This is a genomic window from Enterobacter sp. EGD-HP1, from assembly GCF_000733275.2.
Classification (GTDB): Bacteria; Pseudomonadota; Gammaproteobacteria; order Enterobacterales; family Enterobacteriaceae; genus Enterobacter.
In genome coordinates this window covers 103,040-120,070 of sequence record NZ_AVOP01000037.1, presented here as the reverse complement: position 1 = coordinate 120,070, position 17,031 = coordinate 103,040, and the positions used below count along the sequence as shown (strand labels likewise).

The window sequence follows — 17,031 nt, the reverse complement described above, 5'->3', positions numbered from 1 at the left end:
TAAACCAAACCGTAGGCCGGGTAAGCGAAGCGCCACCCGGCAATTAAGCGAGATGAAGATGAGTGAAAAAGAGCCCTTCTGGCTGGGTATCGATTGTGGCGGTACTTATCTGAAAGCCGGTTTATACAACAGCCAGGGTAAGGAAATTTGTATCGAACGTCGCTCCGTTGCCACGCACAGCCCGCGCGCAGGCTATGCGGAGCGGGATATGCATCTACTGTGGCAACACTGCTACGTAACCATCGCTGCGTTGTTCAAAAGTTCAGGCGTAAACGGTAAACAGATCAAAGGTGTCGGTATTTCTGCACAGGGTAAAGGACTGTTTCTGCTCGATAAACAGGACCAACCGCTGGGCAACGCCATTCTCTCCTCTGACCGCCGGGCACTGGAGATTGTGCAGCGCTGGCAGCAGGACGGCATTCCCGAAAAGCTTTATCCGCATACGCGTCAGACGCTGTGGACCGGGCACCCGGCCTCGCTTCTACGCTGGGTCAAAGAGAATGAACCGCAGCGGTACCAGCAGATTGGCAGCGTAATGATGGCGCATGACTATCTGCGCTGGTGCCTGACCGGCGTGAAGGGCTGTGAGGAGAGCAATATCTCTGAGTCCAATCTCTACAACATGAATACCGGGAAATACGAACCACAGCTCACGCGCTGGCTCGGTATCAGCGAAATTGACGGCGCCCTGCCGCCGATTGTCGGTTCAGCAGAAATTTGCGGGGAAATCACCGCTCAGGCAGCCGCCCTTACCGGTCTCGCGGCGGGCACGCCCGTCGTGGGGGGACTGTTTGATGTGGTTTCCACCGCGCTCTGCGCCGGACTGCAAGACGAACACACGCTGAACGCCGTGATGGGGACCTGGGCCGTCACCAGCGGGATTGCCAGTGCGCTTCGCAGCAACGAACCCTTCCCGTACGTCTATGGCCGCTACGTGCATCCGCAGCAGTACATCGTTCACGAAGCCAGCCCGACCTCGTCCGGCAACCTTGAGTGGCTCACCGCGCAGTGGGGCGACATGTCGTTCAGCGAGATCAACCACGCCGTCGCCAGCCTGCCGAAAGCCGAAAGCGATGTGTACTTCCTGCCATTTCTCTACGGCAGTAACGCCGGGCTGGAGATGACCAGCGGTTTCTACGGGATGCAGGCGCTACACACCCGCGCGCACCTGCTGCAGGCCGTTTACGAGGGCGTGGTGTTCAGCCACATGACCCACCTCAACCGCATGCTTGAGCGCTTTACCCAGGTGCAGGCGCTACGCGTCACGGGTGGCCCGACCCATTCCGACGTGTGGATGCAAATGCTCGCCGACGTCAGCGGGCTGGCGATTGAGCTGCCACAGGTGGAAGAGACGGGATGTTCCGGCGCGGCGCTGGCGGCGCTGGTCGGCACCGATGTGTACCCCAATTTCCATGCGGCGCAATGCGCCCTCCGACACGACATTCGTGTCATTGAACCTGACATGCGCGCCCATGAGGCCTATCAGCGCAAGTATCAGCGCTACCAGCTACTGATTTCAGCACTACAGGGCTATCACGCCCGTGTTAAGGAGTACGACCTATGAGCCGACCATTACTGCAGCTGGCACTCGACCACACCTCTCTTCAGGCCGCGCAGCGCGACGTCGCGACGCTTGCAGATCACGTCGATATCGTCGAAGCGGGCACCATTTTGTGCCTGACCGAAGGGCTGAATGCCGTGCGCGCCCTGCGTCAGCAATGCCCGGATAAAATCATCGTGGCGGACTGGAAAGTGGCCGACGCCGGAGAAACGCTGGCAGAACAGGCGTTTGGCGCGGGCGCGAACTGGATGACCATCATCTGCGCCGCCCCGCTGGCCACCGTTGAGCGAGGCCACGAGGTCGCACTGCGCTGCGGGGGAGAAATCCAGATGGAGCTTTTTGGCAACTGGACGCTGGACGACGCGCGCGCGTGGCATCGCGTCGGCGTGAAGCAGGCAATCTATCACCGCGGGCGCGACGCACAGGCGAGCGGTCAGCAGTGGGGCGAAGCGGATCTCGCGAAAATGAAAGCGCTCTCCGACATCGGTTTGCAGCTTTCGATCACCGGCGGTATCACCCCTGCCGACCTGCCGCTGTTCAAGCAGATCAACGTAAAAGCCTTTATTGCCGGGCGCGCGCTGGCAGGCGCCGCTAATCCGCCGCAGGTGGCACAGGCATTCCATTCGCAAATCCGCGACATCTGGGGAGCGTAACCATGCGTCAACATCCGTTAGGTATTTACGAAAAAGCGCTGTCGAAAGATCTCTCCTGGCCGGAACGCCTGGTGCTGGCGAAAAGCTGCGGGTTCGATTTCGTTGAGATGTCAGTCGACGAAACCGACGAGCGTTTGTCACGCCTCGACTGGAGCACCACGCAGCGCGCTTCGCTGGTTGAAGCGATGCTTGAAACCGGCGTGGCGATCCCGTCGATGTGTCTTTCTGCCCACCGCCGTTTTCCCTTTGGCAGCCGGGATGAAACAGTGCGCCAACGCGCCCGCGAGATCATGACCAAAGCCATCAGGCTGGCGCGTGACTTAGGCATTCGCACCATCCAGCTCGCGGGCTATGACGTTTATTACGAAGTGCATGATGAAGGCACGCAGCAGCGCTTTGCCGAAGGGCTGGCGTGGGCCGTCGAGCAGGCCGCCGCCGCGCAAGTGATGCTGGCGGTGGAGATCATGGACACCGCATTTATGAACTCCATCAGCAAGTGGAAAAAGTGGGACGACATGCTCGCCTCGCCGTGGTTCAGCGTTTACCCGGATGTCGGCAACCTGAGCGCGTGGGGCAACGATGTCACCGCCGAGCTGACGCTGGGCATTGACCGCATTGCGGCTATTCACCTGAAAGATACCCAACCCGTCACCGCGCAAAGCCCCGGACAGTTCCGCGACGTGCCGTTTGGAGAAGGCTGCGTCGATTTCGTTGGCGTGTTTAACACGCTGAATAAGCTGAACTATCGCGGTGCGTTTCTGATTGAGATGTGGACTGAAAAAGCAAAAGAGCCGGTGCTGGAGATTATCCAGGCACGCCGCTGGATTGAAGCCCGTATGCAGGAAGGAGGCATGACATGTTAGAACAACTCAAAGCCGAGGTGCTGGCGGCAAACCTGGCGCTGCCCGCCCACCAGCTGGTGACCTTTACCTGGGGCAACGTCAGCGCAGTGGACCGCCAAAGCGGCATGATGGTGATTAAGCCCTCCGGCGTGGAGTATGACGTGATGACGGCGGAGGATATGGTGGTGGTGAATATTGCCACGGGCCAGGTTGTCGAGGGTAATAAAAAACCCTCTTCCGACACGCCCACCCATCTTGCGCTGTACCGTCGCTACCCGGAGATTGGCGGCATCGTACATACCCATTCTCGCCACGCCACCATCTGGTCACAGGCGGGGCAGGATTTACCCGCCTGGGGCACAACGCACGCGGACTATTTCTACGGAACCATTCCCTGCACGCGCCTGATGACCTCGGCAGAAATTGCCGGGGAATACGAATATCAGACGGGTGAAGTGATCATCAAAACCTTCGAGGAGCGCGATCTCAGCCCGATGCAGGTCCCGGCGGTGCTGGTCCACTCCCACGGCCCGTTTGCCTGGGGTAAAGATGCTGCCGATGCGGTCCACAATGCCGTGGTACTGGAAGAGTGCGCCTATATGGGCCTGTTCTCACGTCAGCTCGCACCGCAGTTACCGGTTATGCAGCAGGAGCTGCTCGACAAGCACTATCTGCGCAAGCACGGGGTGGATGCCTATTACGGCCAGTGATCAGCCGGAATTGATATGCTCTTTACAGTACCGCCGTTTCCAGACGGCGGGTGTTAAGCCCGTGTGCTTTGAAAAGATCTGCCGAAAATAGCCCACGTCATTAAAGCCGCAGCGGGTTGCCACTTCAGTAAGCGAAGCAGAACCATCCAGCAACAGCTTTTCCGCTGCCCTGACGCGCTGGCGATGTATTGCCTCCGTCAGGGTTAAATGGAAAGTTCGGCGAAACACGCGCCCGAGATAATCGGCATTGCAGTGCAACGCTTTTGCCAGTTGCGACGTCGAAAGCGGTAAATGAAACTGCGTGCGAATAAGCTGCTTCGCCTTCCACGCCATCGCCGCACCGGCTTCATCTGCGTTATCTTCATAGCCTGATGAAATAGAAATTTGCTGCAAAATCAGTAATAAAATGATTTCCAGCGCCACGCTTCGCTGTAATTTCTCCTGCTCGCTCAGGAACTGGCGGAAAAGAGAAATTACATACTGTGCATCCCTCACGCGGCAATGTTGTTCGATTGCCAGATTTGGCAACCGGGGCGGGTGATGCTCAACCTCAAAATGCAGCCAGTAAAATTTAAGATCGGCCGGAAAGTCGCCGACGCCCACATGGCGTCGGTCTGGCCAAAGCAGCAAACTCTCTCCTGCTTTTACCTCAAATAACGTGCTTTCTTCCTGGATCGTTAATGTCCCTTTTTCGACAAAAATAATCTCCCACGACGTTAATTTTCGCGCAGGGTGGCGGCCTACGCCCCGGGAGATAAATAACCCGCCATTTTGAACCTTAATCGGAAGCGCTATGGATAATTCAAGCATGGATATTCACCATTCCGCTTTTATTGCCGCTGATATTCAACTTACGCTTTGATTATTAATCAATATTCGAATAACTGTCCGATCGGAATCACATTTTTATCATCAGGTCGGAATCGTCATCTTTTTATACTTTTCCCTTCCCTTGTTGGCCTGTCCGTTCGGTGCAGAATAAATGAGTACCTTGCACAAATACGATAATAAATTCGATTACCGAGGAGTTACTTCATGACTTCCACACCGATTACAGAATCAGACGTGACACAAGGGGCAACAGATAGCCGCTTGTCCGTGCGCGAAAAAATTGGCTACGGCCTGGGCGACGCGGGCGGGACGGTGATTACCTGCCTGATCATGAATTTTCTGACCTTTTTCTATACTGATGTGTTTGGCCTGACACCCGCGCTGGTGGGCACACTGTTTATTGCCTTACGTGTATTTGACGCCATTTCCGATCCGGTGATGGGCGTGATTGCCGACCGCACGCAGAGCCGCTGGGGGCGCTTTCGCCCGTGGCAGCTGTGGGTTGCCTTCCCCATCGGGATTATCGGCGTGCTGACTTTCACCGTTCCGGACGCCAGCATGGGCGTGAAAATCGCGTGGGCGTTCGGCACCTATCTGCTGTTGTCTGTGGGCTATACCGCCATCAACGTGCCCTACTGCGCGCTGATCAACACCATGACAACCCGTCACAATGAGGTGATCTCCTGCCAGTCATGGCGCTTTGTACTCTGCGGCGTGGCGGGCTTCCTGGTCTCAGTGGGCCTGCCGTGGCTGGTCGCGGTGCTGGGGCAGGGCAATACTGCACGGGGTTATCAGCTTGGCGTTGGGGCACTGTGCGCTGTCGCCGTGGTGATGTTTCTGTGCTGCTTCTTCTGGGTGCGTGAGCGCGTCCCGCTGGCGCTGATGGGCAAATTCACCCTGCGCGAGCACCTGGCAGGCCTGCGTAAAAACGATCAGCTGCTGCTGATGCTGGTAATGTCTTTTCTGCTGATCAACGTCTTCAACATTCGCGGCGGCGGATACATGTACTTCATCACCTACGTGCTTCAGGGCAGCACCGCGTACACCTCGCTGTTTTTCACCATGGTGACTTTTGCCGCCATTCTGGGCGCGGTGATTGTCAGCCCGCTGTCGCGGCGGATTGATACCGTCAAACTCTACTACTACACCAACCTGGTACTCGCTGCGCTTGCGGTGGGAATGTGGTTCCTGCCGGGGGGCCCGGCGCACCAGACGCTTTGGCTGGTCGTGATTTTGAGTAACGGCGTGATCCTGGGCTTCACCCTGCCGCTGCACTTCTCGCTGATGGCCTTTGCCGATGATTACGGCGAATGGAAAACCGGCGTGCGCTCCTCGGGCATGAACTTCGCCTTCAACCTGTTTTTCATCAAGCTCGCGTGGGCATCCAGCGCAGGGATCATCAGCCTGGTGTTTATTGCCGTGGCCTATCAGCCAGGCGTGGGCAACCAGACGCCCGCCTCATTGCAGGGCATCACCGCCATGGAGACGCTGCTCCCTGCCCTTTTCCACCTGCTGCTGGCAGCCACTATCCGCTGGTGCAGGCTTAACAATCCCGTGATGTCGCGCATTGCCACCGATTTGCGCCAGCGTCATGTACAGTCCTGAGGAGAACGATATGACCATAATGGAAGCCGACCTGCACCAGCTGAAAATCAACGACCCGTTTCTTGGTCAGTACCAACGGCTGGTCCGTGATGTGGTGATCCCCTACCAGTGGGATGCGCTTAACGATCGCGTGGCAGAGGCCGAACCCAGCCACGCCATCGCCAACTTCCGCATCGCGGCTGGTCTGGAACAGGGGGAGTTCTACGGGATGGTATTTCAGGACAGTGACGTGGCGAAATGGCTCGAAGCCGTGGCGTGGTCGCTGTGCCAGAAGCCTGATGCTGAACTGGAAAAAACCGCCGACGAGGTCATTGAACTGATTGCCGCAGCGCAGTGTGAAGATGGCTATCTCAACACGTACTTTACGGTGAAGGCCCCAGAGGAGCGCTGGACGAATCTGGCCGAATGCCACGAGCTGTACTGCGCCGGGCATATGATTGAAGCGGGCGTGGCGTATTTCCAGGGAACCGGAAAGCGCCACCTGCTGGACGTGGTGTGCAGACTGGCGGACCATATCGATAGCGTGTTTGGCCCGGGCGAAAACCAACTGCACGGCTATCCGGGCCACCCGGAAATCGAGCTGGCGCTGATGCGGCTGTATGACGTCACGCAGGAGCCCCGCTACCTCACGCTGGTGAAATATTTCATCGAACAACGCGGCGTGCAGCCTCACTTTTATGATATCGAGTACGAGAAACGCGGCAGAACGTCATACTGGAACACCTATGGCCCGGCATGGATGGTCAAAGACAAAGCCTACAGCCAGGCGCATCAGCCGCTTTCTGAACAACAAACGGCCATCGGCCACGCGGTGCGTTTTGTCTACCTGATGGCGGGCATGGCGCATCTGGCTCGCCTGAGCCATGACGAGGGTAAACGGCAGGACTGTCTGCGGCTGTGGAAAAACATGGCGCAGCGCCAGTTGTATATTACCGGCGGGATCGGGTCGCAAAGCAGCGGCGAGGCGTTCAGCAGCGATTACGATCTGCCCAACGATACGGTCTACGCCGAAAGCTGCGCCTCCATCGGCCTGATGATGTTTGCCCGCCGGATGCTGGAAATGGAGGCCGACGGCCACTACGCCGACGTGATGGAGCGCGCGCTGTACAACACGGTGCTGGGCGGGATGGCGCTGGACGGTAAGCATTTCTTTTATGTGAATCCGCTGGAAGTACACCCGAAAACCCTGGCGTTCAACCATATCTACGATCACGTGAAACCCGTCCGCCAGCGCTGGTTTGGCTGCGCCTGTTGCCCACCGAATATCGCCCGCGTGCTGACTTCACTGGGGCACTACATTTATACCGTCCGCCAGGATGCGCTTTTTATTAACCTCTACGTGGGCAACGATGTCGCCATATCGGTTGGCGACGAAGCCCTGGCGCTGCGAATAAGCGGTAACTATCCGTGGCATGAACAGGTAAAAATCGAAATTACCTCGCCTGTTCCCGTCACGCATACGCTGGCCCTGCGGCTGCCGGACTGGTGCGCGGCACCTGACGTGTCGTTGAACGGTGAAGCCGTTGCGGGTGAAACATCCCGGGGATATCTCTTCCTGACCCGTACCTGGCAAGAAGCAGATGTCGTCACGCTGACGCTACCGATGCCGGTTCGGCGCGTATATGGGAACCCGCAGGTACGCCAGCAGGCGGGGAAGGTCGCCCTGCAGCGCGGGCCGCTGGTCTATTGCCTGGAAGAGGCCGATAACGGTGCCAATCTGCATCACCTTTCTCTGCGTGAAAACAGCGAGTTCAGGGTCTTTGAAGGAAAAGGGATTTTCGCGCACAAGATGCTGATACAGGCAGAGGGGATTGGGTGTCACGTGAAGGACACGGATGCGCTGTGGCAATACGACCGCTCGCCGGTACAACGTCAACCCCAGACGCTGACCTTTATTCCCTGGTTTAGCTGGGCTAACCGGGGAGAAGGAGAAATGCGGATATGGGTGGATGAAGCATAATTAACTGCGGTTAGCTGCCCGGTGGCGGCTTCGCCTTACCGGGCCTACGATGTGCCCCATGCCCCACGTAGGCCGGGTAAGGCAGAGCCGCCACCCGGCTTTACCGCATCAGAAACGCCAGGTCAGGCCGGTCATCAGCGCGAAGCTGTCGTCGCGGTCGATCATCGGGCTGTTCTTCACGTCATCAGGCAACACGGTGTAGACCGCGCTGGCGTTGAGGTACAGCTTTTGGGTTAACTGATATTTAGCCGCCAGGCCAACGTATGGCGTCCAGCTGTCACCGGCGGTGTATTCATCCAGACCTGAGCGGCGAGACTCGCTGCCAGATACGCCGTAGTAGTAGTCGTTATAGCTTTCGTCGCTGTAGAACACACCAACAGAAGGCGTCAGGGTCAGGCGCTCCATTCGGATCGGACGGAAGTAAGATACCTCTCCGATCACGCCGCCGCTTTCATCCGTGGCATCCCCCGAGACCGCCACTTTCAGTGAACCCCAGCTTTCATGGCGGTAGTACGCGCCGCCGAGGAAGGCTGACGCTTTACGCTCATCAAGCTGCTTCATCTGATGGTCGTCGTTGTCATCAGGATCGAAATGCAGCGGCATCCACGATGCGGTCAGGCTGAGTTCATTTTTTCCGTCTTTCCACAGGATCCATCCGCCCGTGGTCTGGCGAACGTAAAAGCGATCGCCTTCGTAGCTAATTAACGGTACTGCGGTAGTATTTTCGTTATAGCCTTTATAAGGAGACTCATTAAATACAGCCCCCGCTCCAAGTGAAAAGTCTCCGGCCATTGCTGAGGATGTTGCAAATAACGTGGCAGCGATGAGTAAATTGTATTTAATAGTCATTACATGTAATCCATTAAAATGCCAAACAAGCGAGGCGCATAATAATGGTTACAAATTTGCCAATGCAACGCTGCGGTTTATATAATATTATATATAAAATCATATAGATGGGTGCGCATGATGAATAAATTACAGCTAAAACCACGCGAATTAAAAATTATATCCGTCATCGCAGCCACCCACAGCATTGGTGATGCCGCCGCCCTGCTGGGCATGGCGCAGGCCAACGTCAGTAAATACCTGTCTGATTTTGAAACGCGGGTTGGACTGAAGGTTTTTGAACGCACCACGCGGCAACTGGCCCTGACCCAGTTTGGTGAAGCGTTACTCCCTTACGTTAATGCCACGCTGGATAAGAACAGTCAACTCGTTAATTTCATTGCTGATTATAAGCATGAAAAGCGCGGAAAGGTCACAATCTATGCCCCCACAGGTATTGTGACCTATCTCGCGCGCCACGTGATCCATCAAATAGAAGATATCGGTGACATTCGCATCTCCCTGAAAACCTACAACCTGGACCGGAATGAATTTTCAGAAGGCGTTTCCTTTCCTGATGACTGCGACATTTTAATTACCTATGCACAACCGAAAGACGAAAACCTGGTCGCCAGCGTTTTAACAAAATATTCCGTTACGGCATTCGCAACCGTTGAGTATTTAAATAAACACCCCTTAACGGGACCTGAAGATTTAATTAACCACTCCTGCATTCTCATTGACTCTATGCTGGTCGATGATGCAAACATCTGGCGTTTCCGCGTGCACGGCAGTGATAACGTGCACGACTACCGGGTGACCGGTAATTATATTTGCGACAATACGCAGACGGCCCTGGAGCTGGCAAGAAATAATCTCGGGATTGTTTTTGCGCCAAAAGAGAGTCTGAAGAAAGAACTAACGCAAGGAATGCTGGTCCCCTGCTTCCCGCATCAGGAAGAGTGGTGGCTCGATCTCACGGCCATCTTCCGCAAACGCGAATACCAGCCCTGGCGTGTGCAATACGTCCTGGACGGCGTTCTGAACTGCCTGCGCCAGCAAATTGCTCAGGCCGCCCATGGACGGCCTGAGCTGGGCGATTAGAACAGCCCCAGCGGTTTATCGGAGTAGCTGACCAGCAAACATTTCGTCTGCTGGTAATGCTCCAGCATCATCTTGTGGGTTTCACGCCCAATGCCCGACTGCTTATAACCGCCAAAGGCCGCGTGCGCCGGATAGGCGTGGTAGCAGTTGGTCCAGACGCGCCCGGCCTGAATGCCGCGGCCCATTTTATAGGCCAGATTACCGTTGCGGCTCCAGACGCCTGCCCCCAGGCCATACGGCGTGTCGTTGGCAATCTCCAGCGCCTCCTCCATCGTTTTGAAGGTGGTCACGGCCAGCACCGGTCCGAAAATTTCCTCCTGGAAGACGCGCATGTTGTTCTGACCGAACAGGATAGTCGGCTCAAGGTAATACCCTTCCTGCAGATCCCCGCCGAGCACTTTACGGCGACCGCCGGTCAGAATGTCCGCCCCTTCTTTCTTGCCGATGTCGATGTAGTTGAGGATAGTTTCCAGCTGTCCATGCGAAACCTGCGCGCCCATCTGCGTGACGTTATCGAGCGGGTTACCGCTGCGGATAGACTCAACGCGGCGAATAGCGCGCTCCATAAAGCGCTCATAGATGGACTCCTGCACCAGCGCGCGGCTTGGGCAGGTGCAGACTTCGCCCTGGTTAAACGCAAACAGCGCAAACCCTTCCAGAGCTTTATCGAAGAAGGCATCCTCCTCCTCCATCACGTCCGCGAAGAAGATGTTCGGGGATTTCCCGCCCAGTTCCAGGGTCACCGGAATGATGTTCTGCGTGGCGTACTGCATAATCTGCTGGCCCACTTCCGTCGACCCGGTAAACGCCACTTTAGCGATCCGTTTCGAGGTCGCCAGATATTCCCCTATCTCACCGCCCGCACCGTTGACCACGTTAATCACGCCCGGCGGCAGAAGATCGCCAACGATTTCCATCAAAAGCAGCACCGAGAGCGGGGTCAGACGCGCCGGTTTCAGTACAATGCAGTTCCCGGCCGCCAGCGCGGGCGCCATTTTCCAGCTCGCCATCAGCAGCGGGAAGTTCCATGGAATGATTTGCCCGACGACGCCCAGCGGTTCGTGGAAGTGATATGCCACGGTATCGCTGTCTACCTCACTAATTCCACCCTCCTGAGCGCGAATACAGGAGGCAAAATAGCGGAAGTGGTCGATTGCCAGCGGCACGTCTGCCGCCATTGTTTCCCGGATCGGCTTGCCGTTATCCCAGGTCTCCGCGGTCGCCAGCAGCTCCAGATTCTGCTCCATCCGGTCGGCGATTTTGAACAAAATGGCCGCGCGGTCCTGAACGGAGGTATGGCCCCATTTATCTTTCGCTTTGTGCGCCGCATCCAGCGCCAGATCGATATCGCGCTTGCCGGAGCTGGCTATCTCGCACAGCGGCTGGCCGGTAACGGGGGTCAGGTTGGAATAGTATTCGCCGTCGACGGGAGCCACCCAGTCGCCGCCAATGAAGTTGTCATAACGAGGCTTCAGCTTGAGGGGAAAACCATACTCGCCGGGCTGGATACGCGATGAGGGAGGATTATTTGTCATGACCGTCTCCTTGCTGTTGGTGTACAACAAGGGTAGTTCCGGCTGGCGATTTTCTCGCCAACCGGTAACGGCGTTTACGACGGGGGTCACATCGCGGCGCGATAAATCGCCACGATCTCATCATGGGTAGCCTGAACGGGGTTGGTGAACCCGCAAGCATCCTTGAGCGCATTGGTCGCAAGAACCGGAATATCTTCCTCTTTGACGTTCAGTTCACGGAGGCCAGATGGGATATTCACTTTACGAGCCAGGGCACGAATTTCTACGATGCACGCCTGTGCACCCTGCTCATCAGTCATCTTGCTAACATCTACGCCCATGGCTCCCGCACAGTCGCGCAAACGGGCTGCCGCCACTTTACTGTTGAACACCTGAACGTGCGGCAGCAGTACCGCATTACATACGCCGTGTGGAAGGTCGTAAAAACCACCCAACTGATGTGCCATCGCGTGTACGTAGCCTAAGGAAGCATTGTTAAACGCCATGCCCGCGAGGAATTGTGCATAGGCCATCGCCTCGCGTGCCTTCGCATTACTGCCTTCTTCAACAGCATGCACCAGATTTTCGCTGATCATCGTCACTGCTTTAAGTGCACAGGCATCCGTAATCGGTGTGGCTGCCACGGAGACATAGGCCTCAATCGCGTGGGTCAGGGCGTCCATACCGGTTGCCGCCGTTAGCGATGCAGGCATCCCTGCCATTAGAGAAGAATCGTTAACGGACAGAACCGGTGTGACATGTTTATCCACAATAGCCATTTTAATATGGCTCGCCTCATCGGTAATAATACAGAAGCGTGTCATTTCAGAGGCTGTACCGGCAGTGGTATTAATGGCAATCATTGGCAATTGCGGTTTTGCCGAGCGATCAACACCCTCATAGTCACGAATGTCGCCGCCATTAGCGGCCACCAGTGCAATACCTTTTGCACAGTCATGTGGCGACCCGCCACCCAGTGATATAACGCAGTCGCAGTGGTTGCTTTTTAATATTTCCAGACCAGCAGCAACGTTTGCCGTTGTTGGATTCGGATGTGTGCCATCGTAAATCACACTGGAAATATCGCGTTCCTTAAGCGCGTTTTGGATATCAGTAGCCATACCCAGTTTGCTCAGCATCGCGTCGGTGACAATCAGCGCGCGGCGCCACCCGTAGTCGCGCATGGTATCCATCGCGGAAGATAATGAATCAGAACCAATAATATTCACGGAAGGAATATAAAATACGGATGCAGCCATAATAAATCCTCAAAGAGATATAAACTCTCGGCAGCATACGGAAAATAGTATTTTAAAAATATGATCAAAAACCTGTTTTTGCGTACACCTTCGCAGGTTTAACAAATTACTGCCTGCGAAAGTGTTAATTAATATATAAATCTATTTCAATCTATTTTTATTTTGTATTCATCCCGGCTTTCGTTTCAGGAAATAATAACGAATCGCGTAATAAATGATCGTTACCGCGACGGCGGGTAAAGCCGATGCGGTTGAAATACTCCAGGATCTGAATCGCCAGCTTGCGGCCCACGTTCAGTCGGTCGCGGAAATCGGCTGCGCAGGTGGAGCCCCGCTCCTGATCCAGCTCGCGGATCAGGTTGGCAAACGCCACAATGCGATCGTTACGGTAATAACGATCTTTCACGATCGCGACTATCAGCCCCTGCTGCGCTGCATGCCGCAATACCTGACGCATCACCTGCTCGTCGGTATTCGTTTCGCGAGCCAGATCGCGAACCCACCACGGCTCATCGCCAAACAGCGGGGCCACTTTTTGCCATACTGCCTCTTGCTCTGCGGTGAACCCGGCCTTGTGATCCGGCAGATGCAGCCAGCCGTGGTGGCTTTTAATCACACCGCTTTCGCGCATGTTTTCAATCAGCAGCAGCACCAGCGCATCGTCTTCCATCGGCAGCGCCATGCGCCGCAGACGCTCACGGCCCGGGCCAGGCTCGTCCTGATGCTGTTCATGATACGTTGCCAGCGTGTTCAGTATTTTACGCTGCCAGCGTGCCGCAACCGGGGCATTAAGCAGACTGTTTCCAGCCTGAATAAAGCCCGGCTGCTGGGTGAGCTGGTTCAGGCCTTCCCCGCTCAGCTGGCGTGCCCATGCAAAATCACTCAGGCTCACCGCACCGCGATCGAGATGCACCCGCAGCGCGGCGTTATCATCGCTGGTCAGCGCCAGAGCAGCCAGCCACTGCAGATATTCAGGTTTACGCTTGCCGCGTCGCGGTGGATTCAGCGCGACGACCCGCGCCCCGGCCAGCGTTTCCCGCGCGGAAATATCACGCAGTACCAGACGATCGTTGTCTGCAAGCCAGAGCGGAGAATCGAATACCAGTTCGGCAAGGTCGTTTTCCAGCAGCGACACGCGCCCGGTGATATGGCTGGCCGCGTGGTGGATATGCAGCGGCTGCCATTGGGTCAGGGGCACGTTTGTCTGCAGGGAGACAATGACGCGTTCAGACGGTTCAGGTGGGGCATCGGCCAGCAGCCAGTCGCCGCGGTTAAGCTGCTCTTTTTCCGCATCCCCGGCAATGTTCAGCGCGATCCGCTGCCCGGCATGAGCACGCTCTGCGGGCTGGTTTTGCGCATGCAGGCCGCGCACGCGCATCGGTTTGTTAACGCCCGTCAGCCACAGGCTATCCCCCACTTTCACTTCACCGCTCAGCGCCGTACCGGTAACCACCAGACCCGCCCCTTTGACGGTAAACGCCCGGTCAATCGCCAGACGGAAGCGGTGATGGCTGGCGTGGTCACGCGACGAAAGCTGCTGTAAGTGGTGGCGAAGTTCATCGATACCGCGCCCTTCTGTCGCCACGGTGACAAAAAGCGGAGCATCGGCAAAACCATATTCCCGCAGGGTCGCCTGTACCGTTTCGCGCACCTCGCTGACGCGTGCGTCATCCACGCGATCGGCTTTGGTCAGCGCCACGGTCAGCTGCGGGTTGCCGGTCAGCTGCAGGATCGCCAGGTGCTCACGGGTTTGCGCCATAACGCCATCATCGCAGGCCACCACCAGCAGGGCATGATCGATGCCCCCCACGCCCGCCAGCATGTTAGACAGAAACTTTTCATGCCCCGGAACATCTATAAAACCCAGTACGCGCCCATCAGGCTGGGGCCAGTAGGCATAGCCCAGATCGATGGTCATGCCGCGCTTTTTCTCTTCCGGCAGGCGGTCGGCGTTTATGCCGGTAATCGCCTGCAGTAATGTGGTTTTTCCGTGGTCGACGTGACCGGCGGTGGCAATAATCATTTCAACAACATCTCCAGAAATCGCTCTTCATCTTCAAGGCAGCGCAGATCCAGCCACATTCGACCATCGTAAATCCGCCCGATGACCGGGGCAGGCAGGCCACGCCAGCGCGACGACAGGGCTTCAAGGTGGCTGCCTCGCCCGTCACGCGGGGTGAACGTGAGCGCTTCACTCGGCAACCTGTCCACCGGCAGCGAACCGCTGCCAATCTGCGACTGGCAGGGTTCAATGCGAACGTCAAAATCGGGATAGTGCGGGGCAATGCGCGGCAGCAGTAATTCGGCCTGGGCGCGAATCGAGGCGGCATCGCGGCTTAACAAACGCAGCGTGGGCAGGCGGTCGGCCAGTTTCTCCGGATGGAGATAAAGCCGCAGCGTCGCCTCCAGCGCGGCAAGCGTCATTTTATCGGCTCGCAGGGCGCGCTTGAGCGGATGCTGCTGCAGCTTCGCAATCAGCTCGCGCTTGCCGACAATAATCCCGGCCTGCGGCCCGCCCAGCAGTTTATCACCGGAAAAGCTGACCAGGCTGACGCCCGCCGCAATCATCTCTTGCGGCATCGGTTCTTTCGGCAGCCCGTATTGGCTCAGGTCCACCAGCGAGCCGCTGCCGAGATCGGCAATCACCGGTATTTTCAGTTCGCGGCCTATCGCCGCCAGCTCCGCCTCTTCGACCGTTTTGGTGAAGCCTTCAATATGGTAATTGCTGGTGTGAACCTTCATCAGCAGGGCGGTATTTTCATTCACCGCCGCGCGATAGTCTTTCGCATGGGTACGGTTGGTGGTGCCCACCTCATGCAGCGTACAGCCCGCCTGGCGCATCACGTCCGGAATGCGAAACGCCCCGCCAATCTCCACCAGCTCGCCGCGGGAAACCACCACCTCTTTGCCGCTGGCGGTGGCCGCCAGCATCAGCAGCACCGCCGCAGCGTTGTTATTCACAATGCAGGCATCTTCCGCGCCGGTCAGCTGGCACAGCAGGTCCGCCAGCGCGCGATCGCGATGCCCGCGTCCGGCACCGTCCAGATCGTACTCCAGCGTCACGGGCGCTCGCATGGCCTGCACAACCGCCGCGATAGCCTCATCCGCCTGCTGCGCGCGTCCCAGGTTGGTATGCAGGACGGTACCCGTCAGGTTAATCACCGGGCGTAACGCGCTTTGCGCTTTCTCGTCCAGACGGTGTTCGGCTTCCTGCTCCCATGCTGCGCACCAGTCGGGCAAGGCGTTTTCCGCCTGAATTACGCTTCGGGCTTCGTCCTGAAGCAGGCGTAACATCTCCACCGTCGCGGTATGGCCGAAGCGCTCAACAACAGCATGAATGCGGGGCTCGCGAAGGAGACGGTCGGTAGCGGGGATCTGGCTGTACAGCGAATGATGAGTAGTCATGAAAGCGCCTGGCGAGTAAATATCTTCCCCCCTCCCGACGGGAGAGGGAGTTAACATGTGGAGGGATTGTACCGCCTCCGATGCCTAAGTGTTATAACCCGCGTCAAGCCTTTGGCGGTTCGGTACGGGCAAAGCTCTCGCGGCTAAAAAGCGTGTCTGCCAGTTTCACCAGCAGCGGACGGTCGACGCACCAGCCAGGGGAAACGCGGCGGAAGTTGAGATAGCCGATGGCGCAGGCGATGGCGATGGTTGCCAGGTTCAGCTCGTCGGTTTGAATCTTTCCCTCCTGGATTAGCTGTTCGCATCTGTCCAGGCTGCGGCTGATTTTTTCCCGCTGGCGTAACAGTTCCGTTTCCGACTGCTGGGCGACGGGCCTTGCCTGCTCACGCACGGAGGTTAACGCCGCATCCATAATGCCATCGGCCAGGGCTTCGATTTGCTTCACTGCCAGCGCCGCTTTGGGGTCACCCGGCAGCATTGCCGGGGCAACGCCCAGCAGCTCGATATACTCCGCGATAATTGGGGAATCGAACCAGTATTCGCCCTCGTCCGTCACCAGCGCCGGGACTTTCCCCAGCGGGTTGTACTGCGCGACGCCGTTTTCAGCGTTGTAGGGCTGTTCATTGATGAATTCAAATTCAATCCCTTTCTCCAGCAGGAGAATCGAGATCTTTCGCACGAAGGGACTGGTGTAGCTACCGATGAGTTTCATTGCCTGATCCTTGATGCCGGAAAAAGGTCAGTATGGATCAAGCGATG

14 protein-coding genes are annotated in these 17,031 nt (G+C 57.0%); 7 read left to right on the top strand and 7 right to left on the bottom strand.

Going from position 1 to position 17,031, the window contains the following annotated elements; genetic code table 11:
• The first annotated feature begins 58 nt into the window (after window positions 1-58).
• The 4 genes from N037_RS22995 to araD are packed head-to-tail and all read left to right on the top strand — an operon-like array spanning window position 59 to window position 3,766.
• A complete protein-coding gene (locus tag N037_RS22995) occupies window positions 59-1,564 on the top strand; it encodes an FGGY-family carbohydrate kinase (protein ID WP_032643803.1) in 1,506 nt (501 codons plus the stop codon).
• A complete protein-coding gene (ulaD, locus tag N037_RS22990; RefSeq protein ID WP_032643749.1) occupies window positions 1,561-2,214 on the top strand; it encodes a 3-keto-L-gulonate-6-phosphate decarboxylase UlaD in 654 nt (217 codons plus the stop codon). Before N037_RS22995 ends, ulaD begins: the two co-directional genes overlap by 4 nt.
• A 2-nt stretch (window positions 2,215-2,216) precedes the next feature.
• A complete protein-coding gene (locus tag N037_RS22985; RefSeq protein ID WP_032643748.1) occupies window positions 2,217-3,077 on the top strand; it encodes an L-ribulose-5-phosphate 3-epimerase in 861 nt (286 codons plus the stop codon).
• Window positions 3,071-3,766, top strand: coding sequence for an L-ribulose-5-phosphate 4-epimerase (araD, locus tag N037_RS22980; protein ID WP_032643747.1), 696 nt, complete (start codon window positions 3,071-3,073; stop codon window positions 3,764-3,766). The genes N037_RS22985 and araD overlap by 7 nt, the downstream gene beginning before the upstream one ends.
• On the opposite strand, the gene N037_RS22975 is transcribed toward araD, so the two are convergent.
• Complete coding sequence (locus N037_RS22975; RefSeq protein ID WP_032643746.1) at window positions 3,767-4,576, bottom strand: AraC family transcriptional regulator; 810 nt, start codon at window positions 4,574-4,576, stop codon at window positions 3,767-3,769.
• Window positions 4,577-4,801: 225 nt separating this feature from the next.
• On the opposite strand from N037_RS22975, the gene N037_RS22970 reads away from it, so the two are divergent.
• Both N037_RS22970 and N037_RS22965 read left to right on the top strand, forming a co-directional pair.
• A complete protein-coding gene (locus N037_RS22970; protein WP_023334056.1) occupies window positions 4,802-6,202 on the top strand; it encodes an MFS transporter in 1,401 nt (466 codons plus the stop codon).
• A gap of 10 nt (window positions 6,203-6,212) precedes the next feature.
• Entirely contained in the window at window positions 6,213-8,162 is a 1,950-nt protein-coding gene (locus N037_RS22965) for a glycoside hydrolase family 127 protein (RefSeq protein ID WP_032643745.1), read from the top strand.
• A 108-nt stretch (window positions 8,163-8,270) separates the two neighbouring features.
• Here the strand turns inward: N037_RS22965 and N037_RS22960 are convergent, their stop codons facing one another.
• A complete protein-coding gene (locus N037_RS22960; RefSeq protein ID WP_032643744.1) occupies window positions 8,271-9,011 on the bottom strand; it encodes a MipA/OmpV family protein in 741 nt (246 codons plus the stop codon).
• 117 nt (window positions 9,012-9,128) lie between these two features.
• On the opposite strand from N037_RS22960, the gene N037_RS22955 reads away from it, so the two are divergent.
• On the top strand, window positions 9,129-10,094 hold the full coding sequence (locus tag N037_RS22955; protein WP_072164047.1) for a LysR family transcriptional regulator: 966 nt from the start codon (window positions 9,129-9,131) through the stop codon (window positions 10,092-10,094).
• Here the strand turns inward: N037_RS22955 and aldB are convergent.
• The 5 genes from aldB to N037_RS22930 all read right to left on the bottom strand — a co-directional run bounded on the left by aldB (window position 10,091) and on the right by N037_RS22930 (window position 16,984).
• Entirely contained in the window at window positions 10,091-11,629 is a 1,539-nt protein-coding gene (gene aldB, locus N037_RS22950; RefSeq protein WP_023309928.1) for an aldehyde dehydrogenase AldB, read from the bottom strand. The genes N037_RS22955 and aldB overlap by 4 nt on opposite strands.
• A gap of 86 nt (window positions 11,630-11,715) precedes the next feature.
• The gene (gene yiaY, locus N037_RS22945; RefSeq protein WP_032643742.1) at window positions 11,716-12,867 is read right to left on the bottom strand and encodes an L-threonine dehydrogenase; all 1,152 of its coding nucleotides are present in this window, start codon (window positions 12,865-12,867) and stop codon (window positions 11,716-11,718) included.
• 157 nt (window positions 12,868-13,024) lie between these two features.
• On the bottom strand, window positions 13,025-14,890 hold the full coding sequence (gene selB, locus N037_RS22940; protein WP_032643741.1) for a selenocysteine-specific translation elongation factor: 1,866 nt from the start codon (window positions 14,888-14,890) through the stop codon (window positions 13,025-13,027).
• Entirely contained in the window at window positions 14,887-16,272 is a 1,386-nt protein-coding gene (selA, locus tag N037_RS22935) for an L-seryl-tRNA(Sec) selenium transferase (RefSeq protein ID WP_032643740.1), read from the bottom strand. Before selA ends, selB begins: the two co-directional genes overlap by 4 nt.
• 103 nt (window positions 16,273-16,375) lie before the next feature.
• Window positions 16,376-16,984: a glutathione S-transferase gene (locus N037_RS22930; protein ID WP_023334048.1), complete on the bottom strand. Its 609-nt coding sequence runs from the start codon at window positions 16,982-16,984 to the stop codon at window positions 16,376-16,378.
• Window positions 16,985-17,031 lie beyond the last annotated feature (47 nt).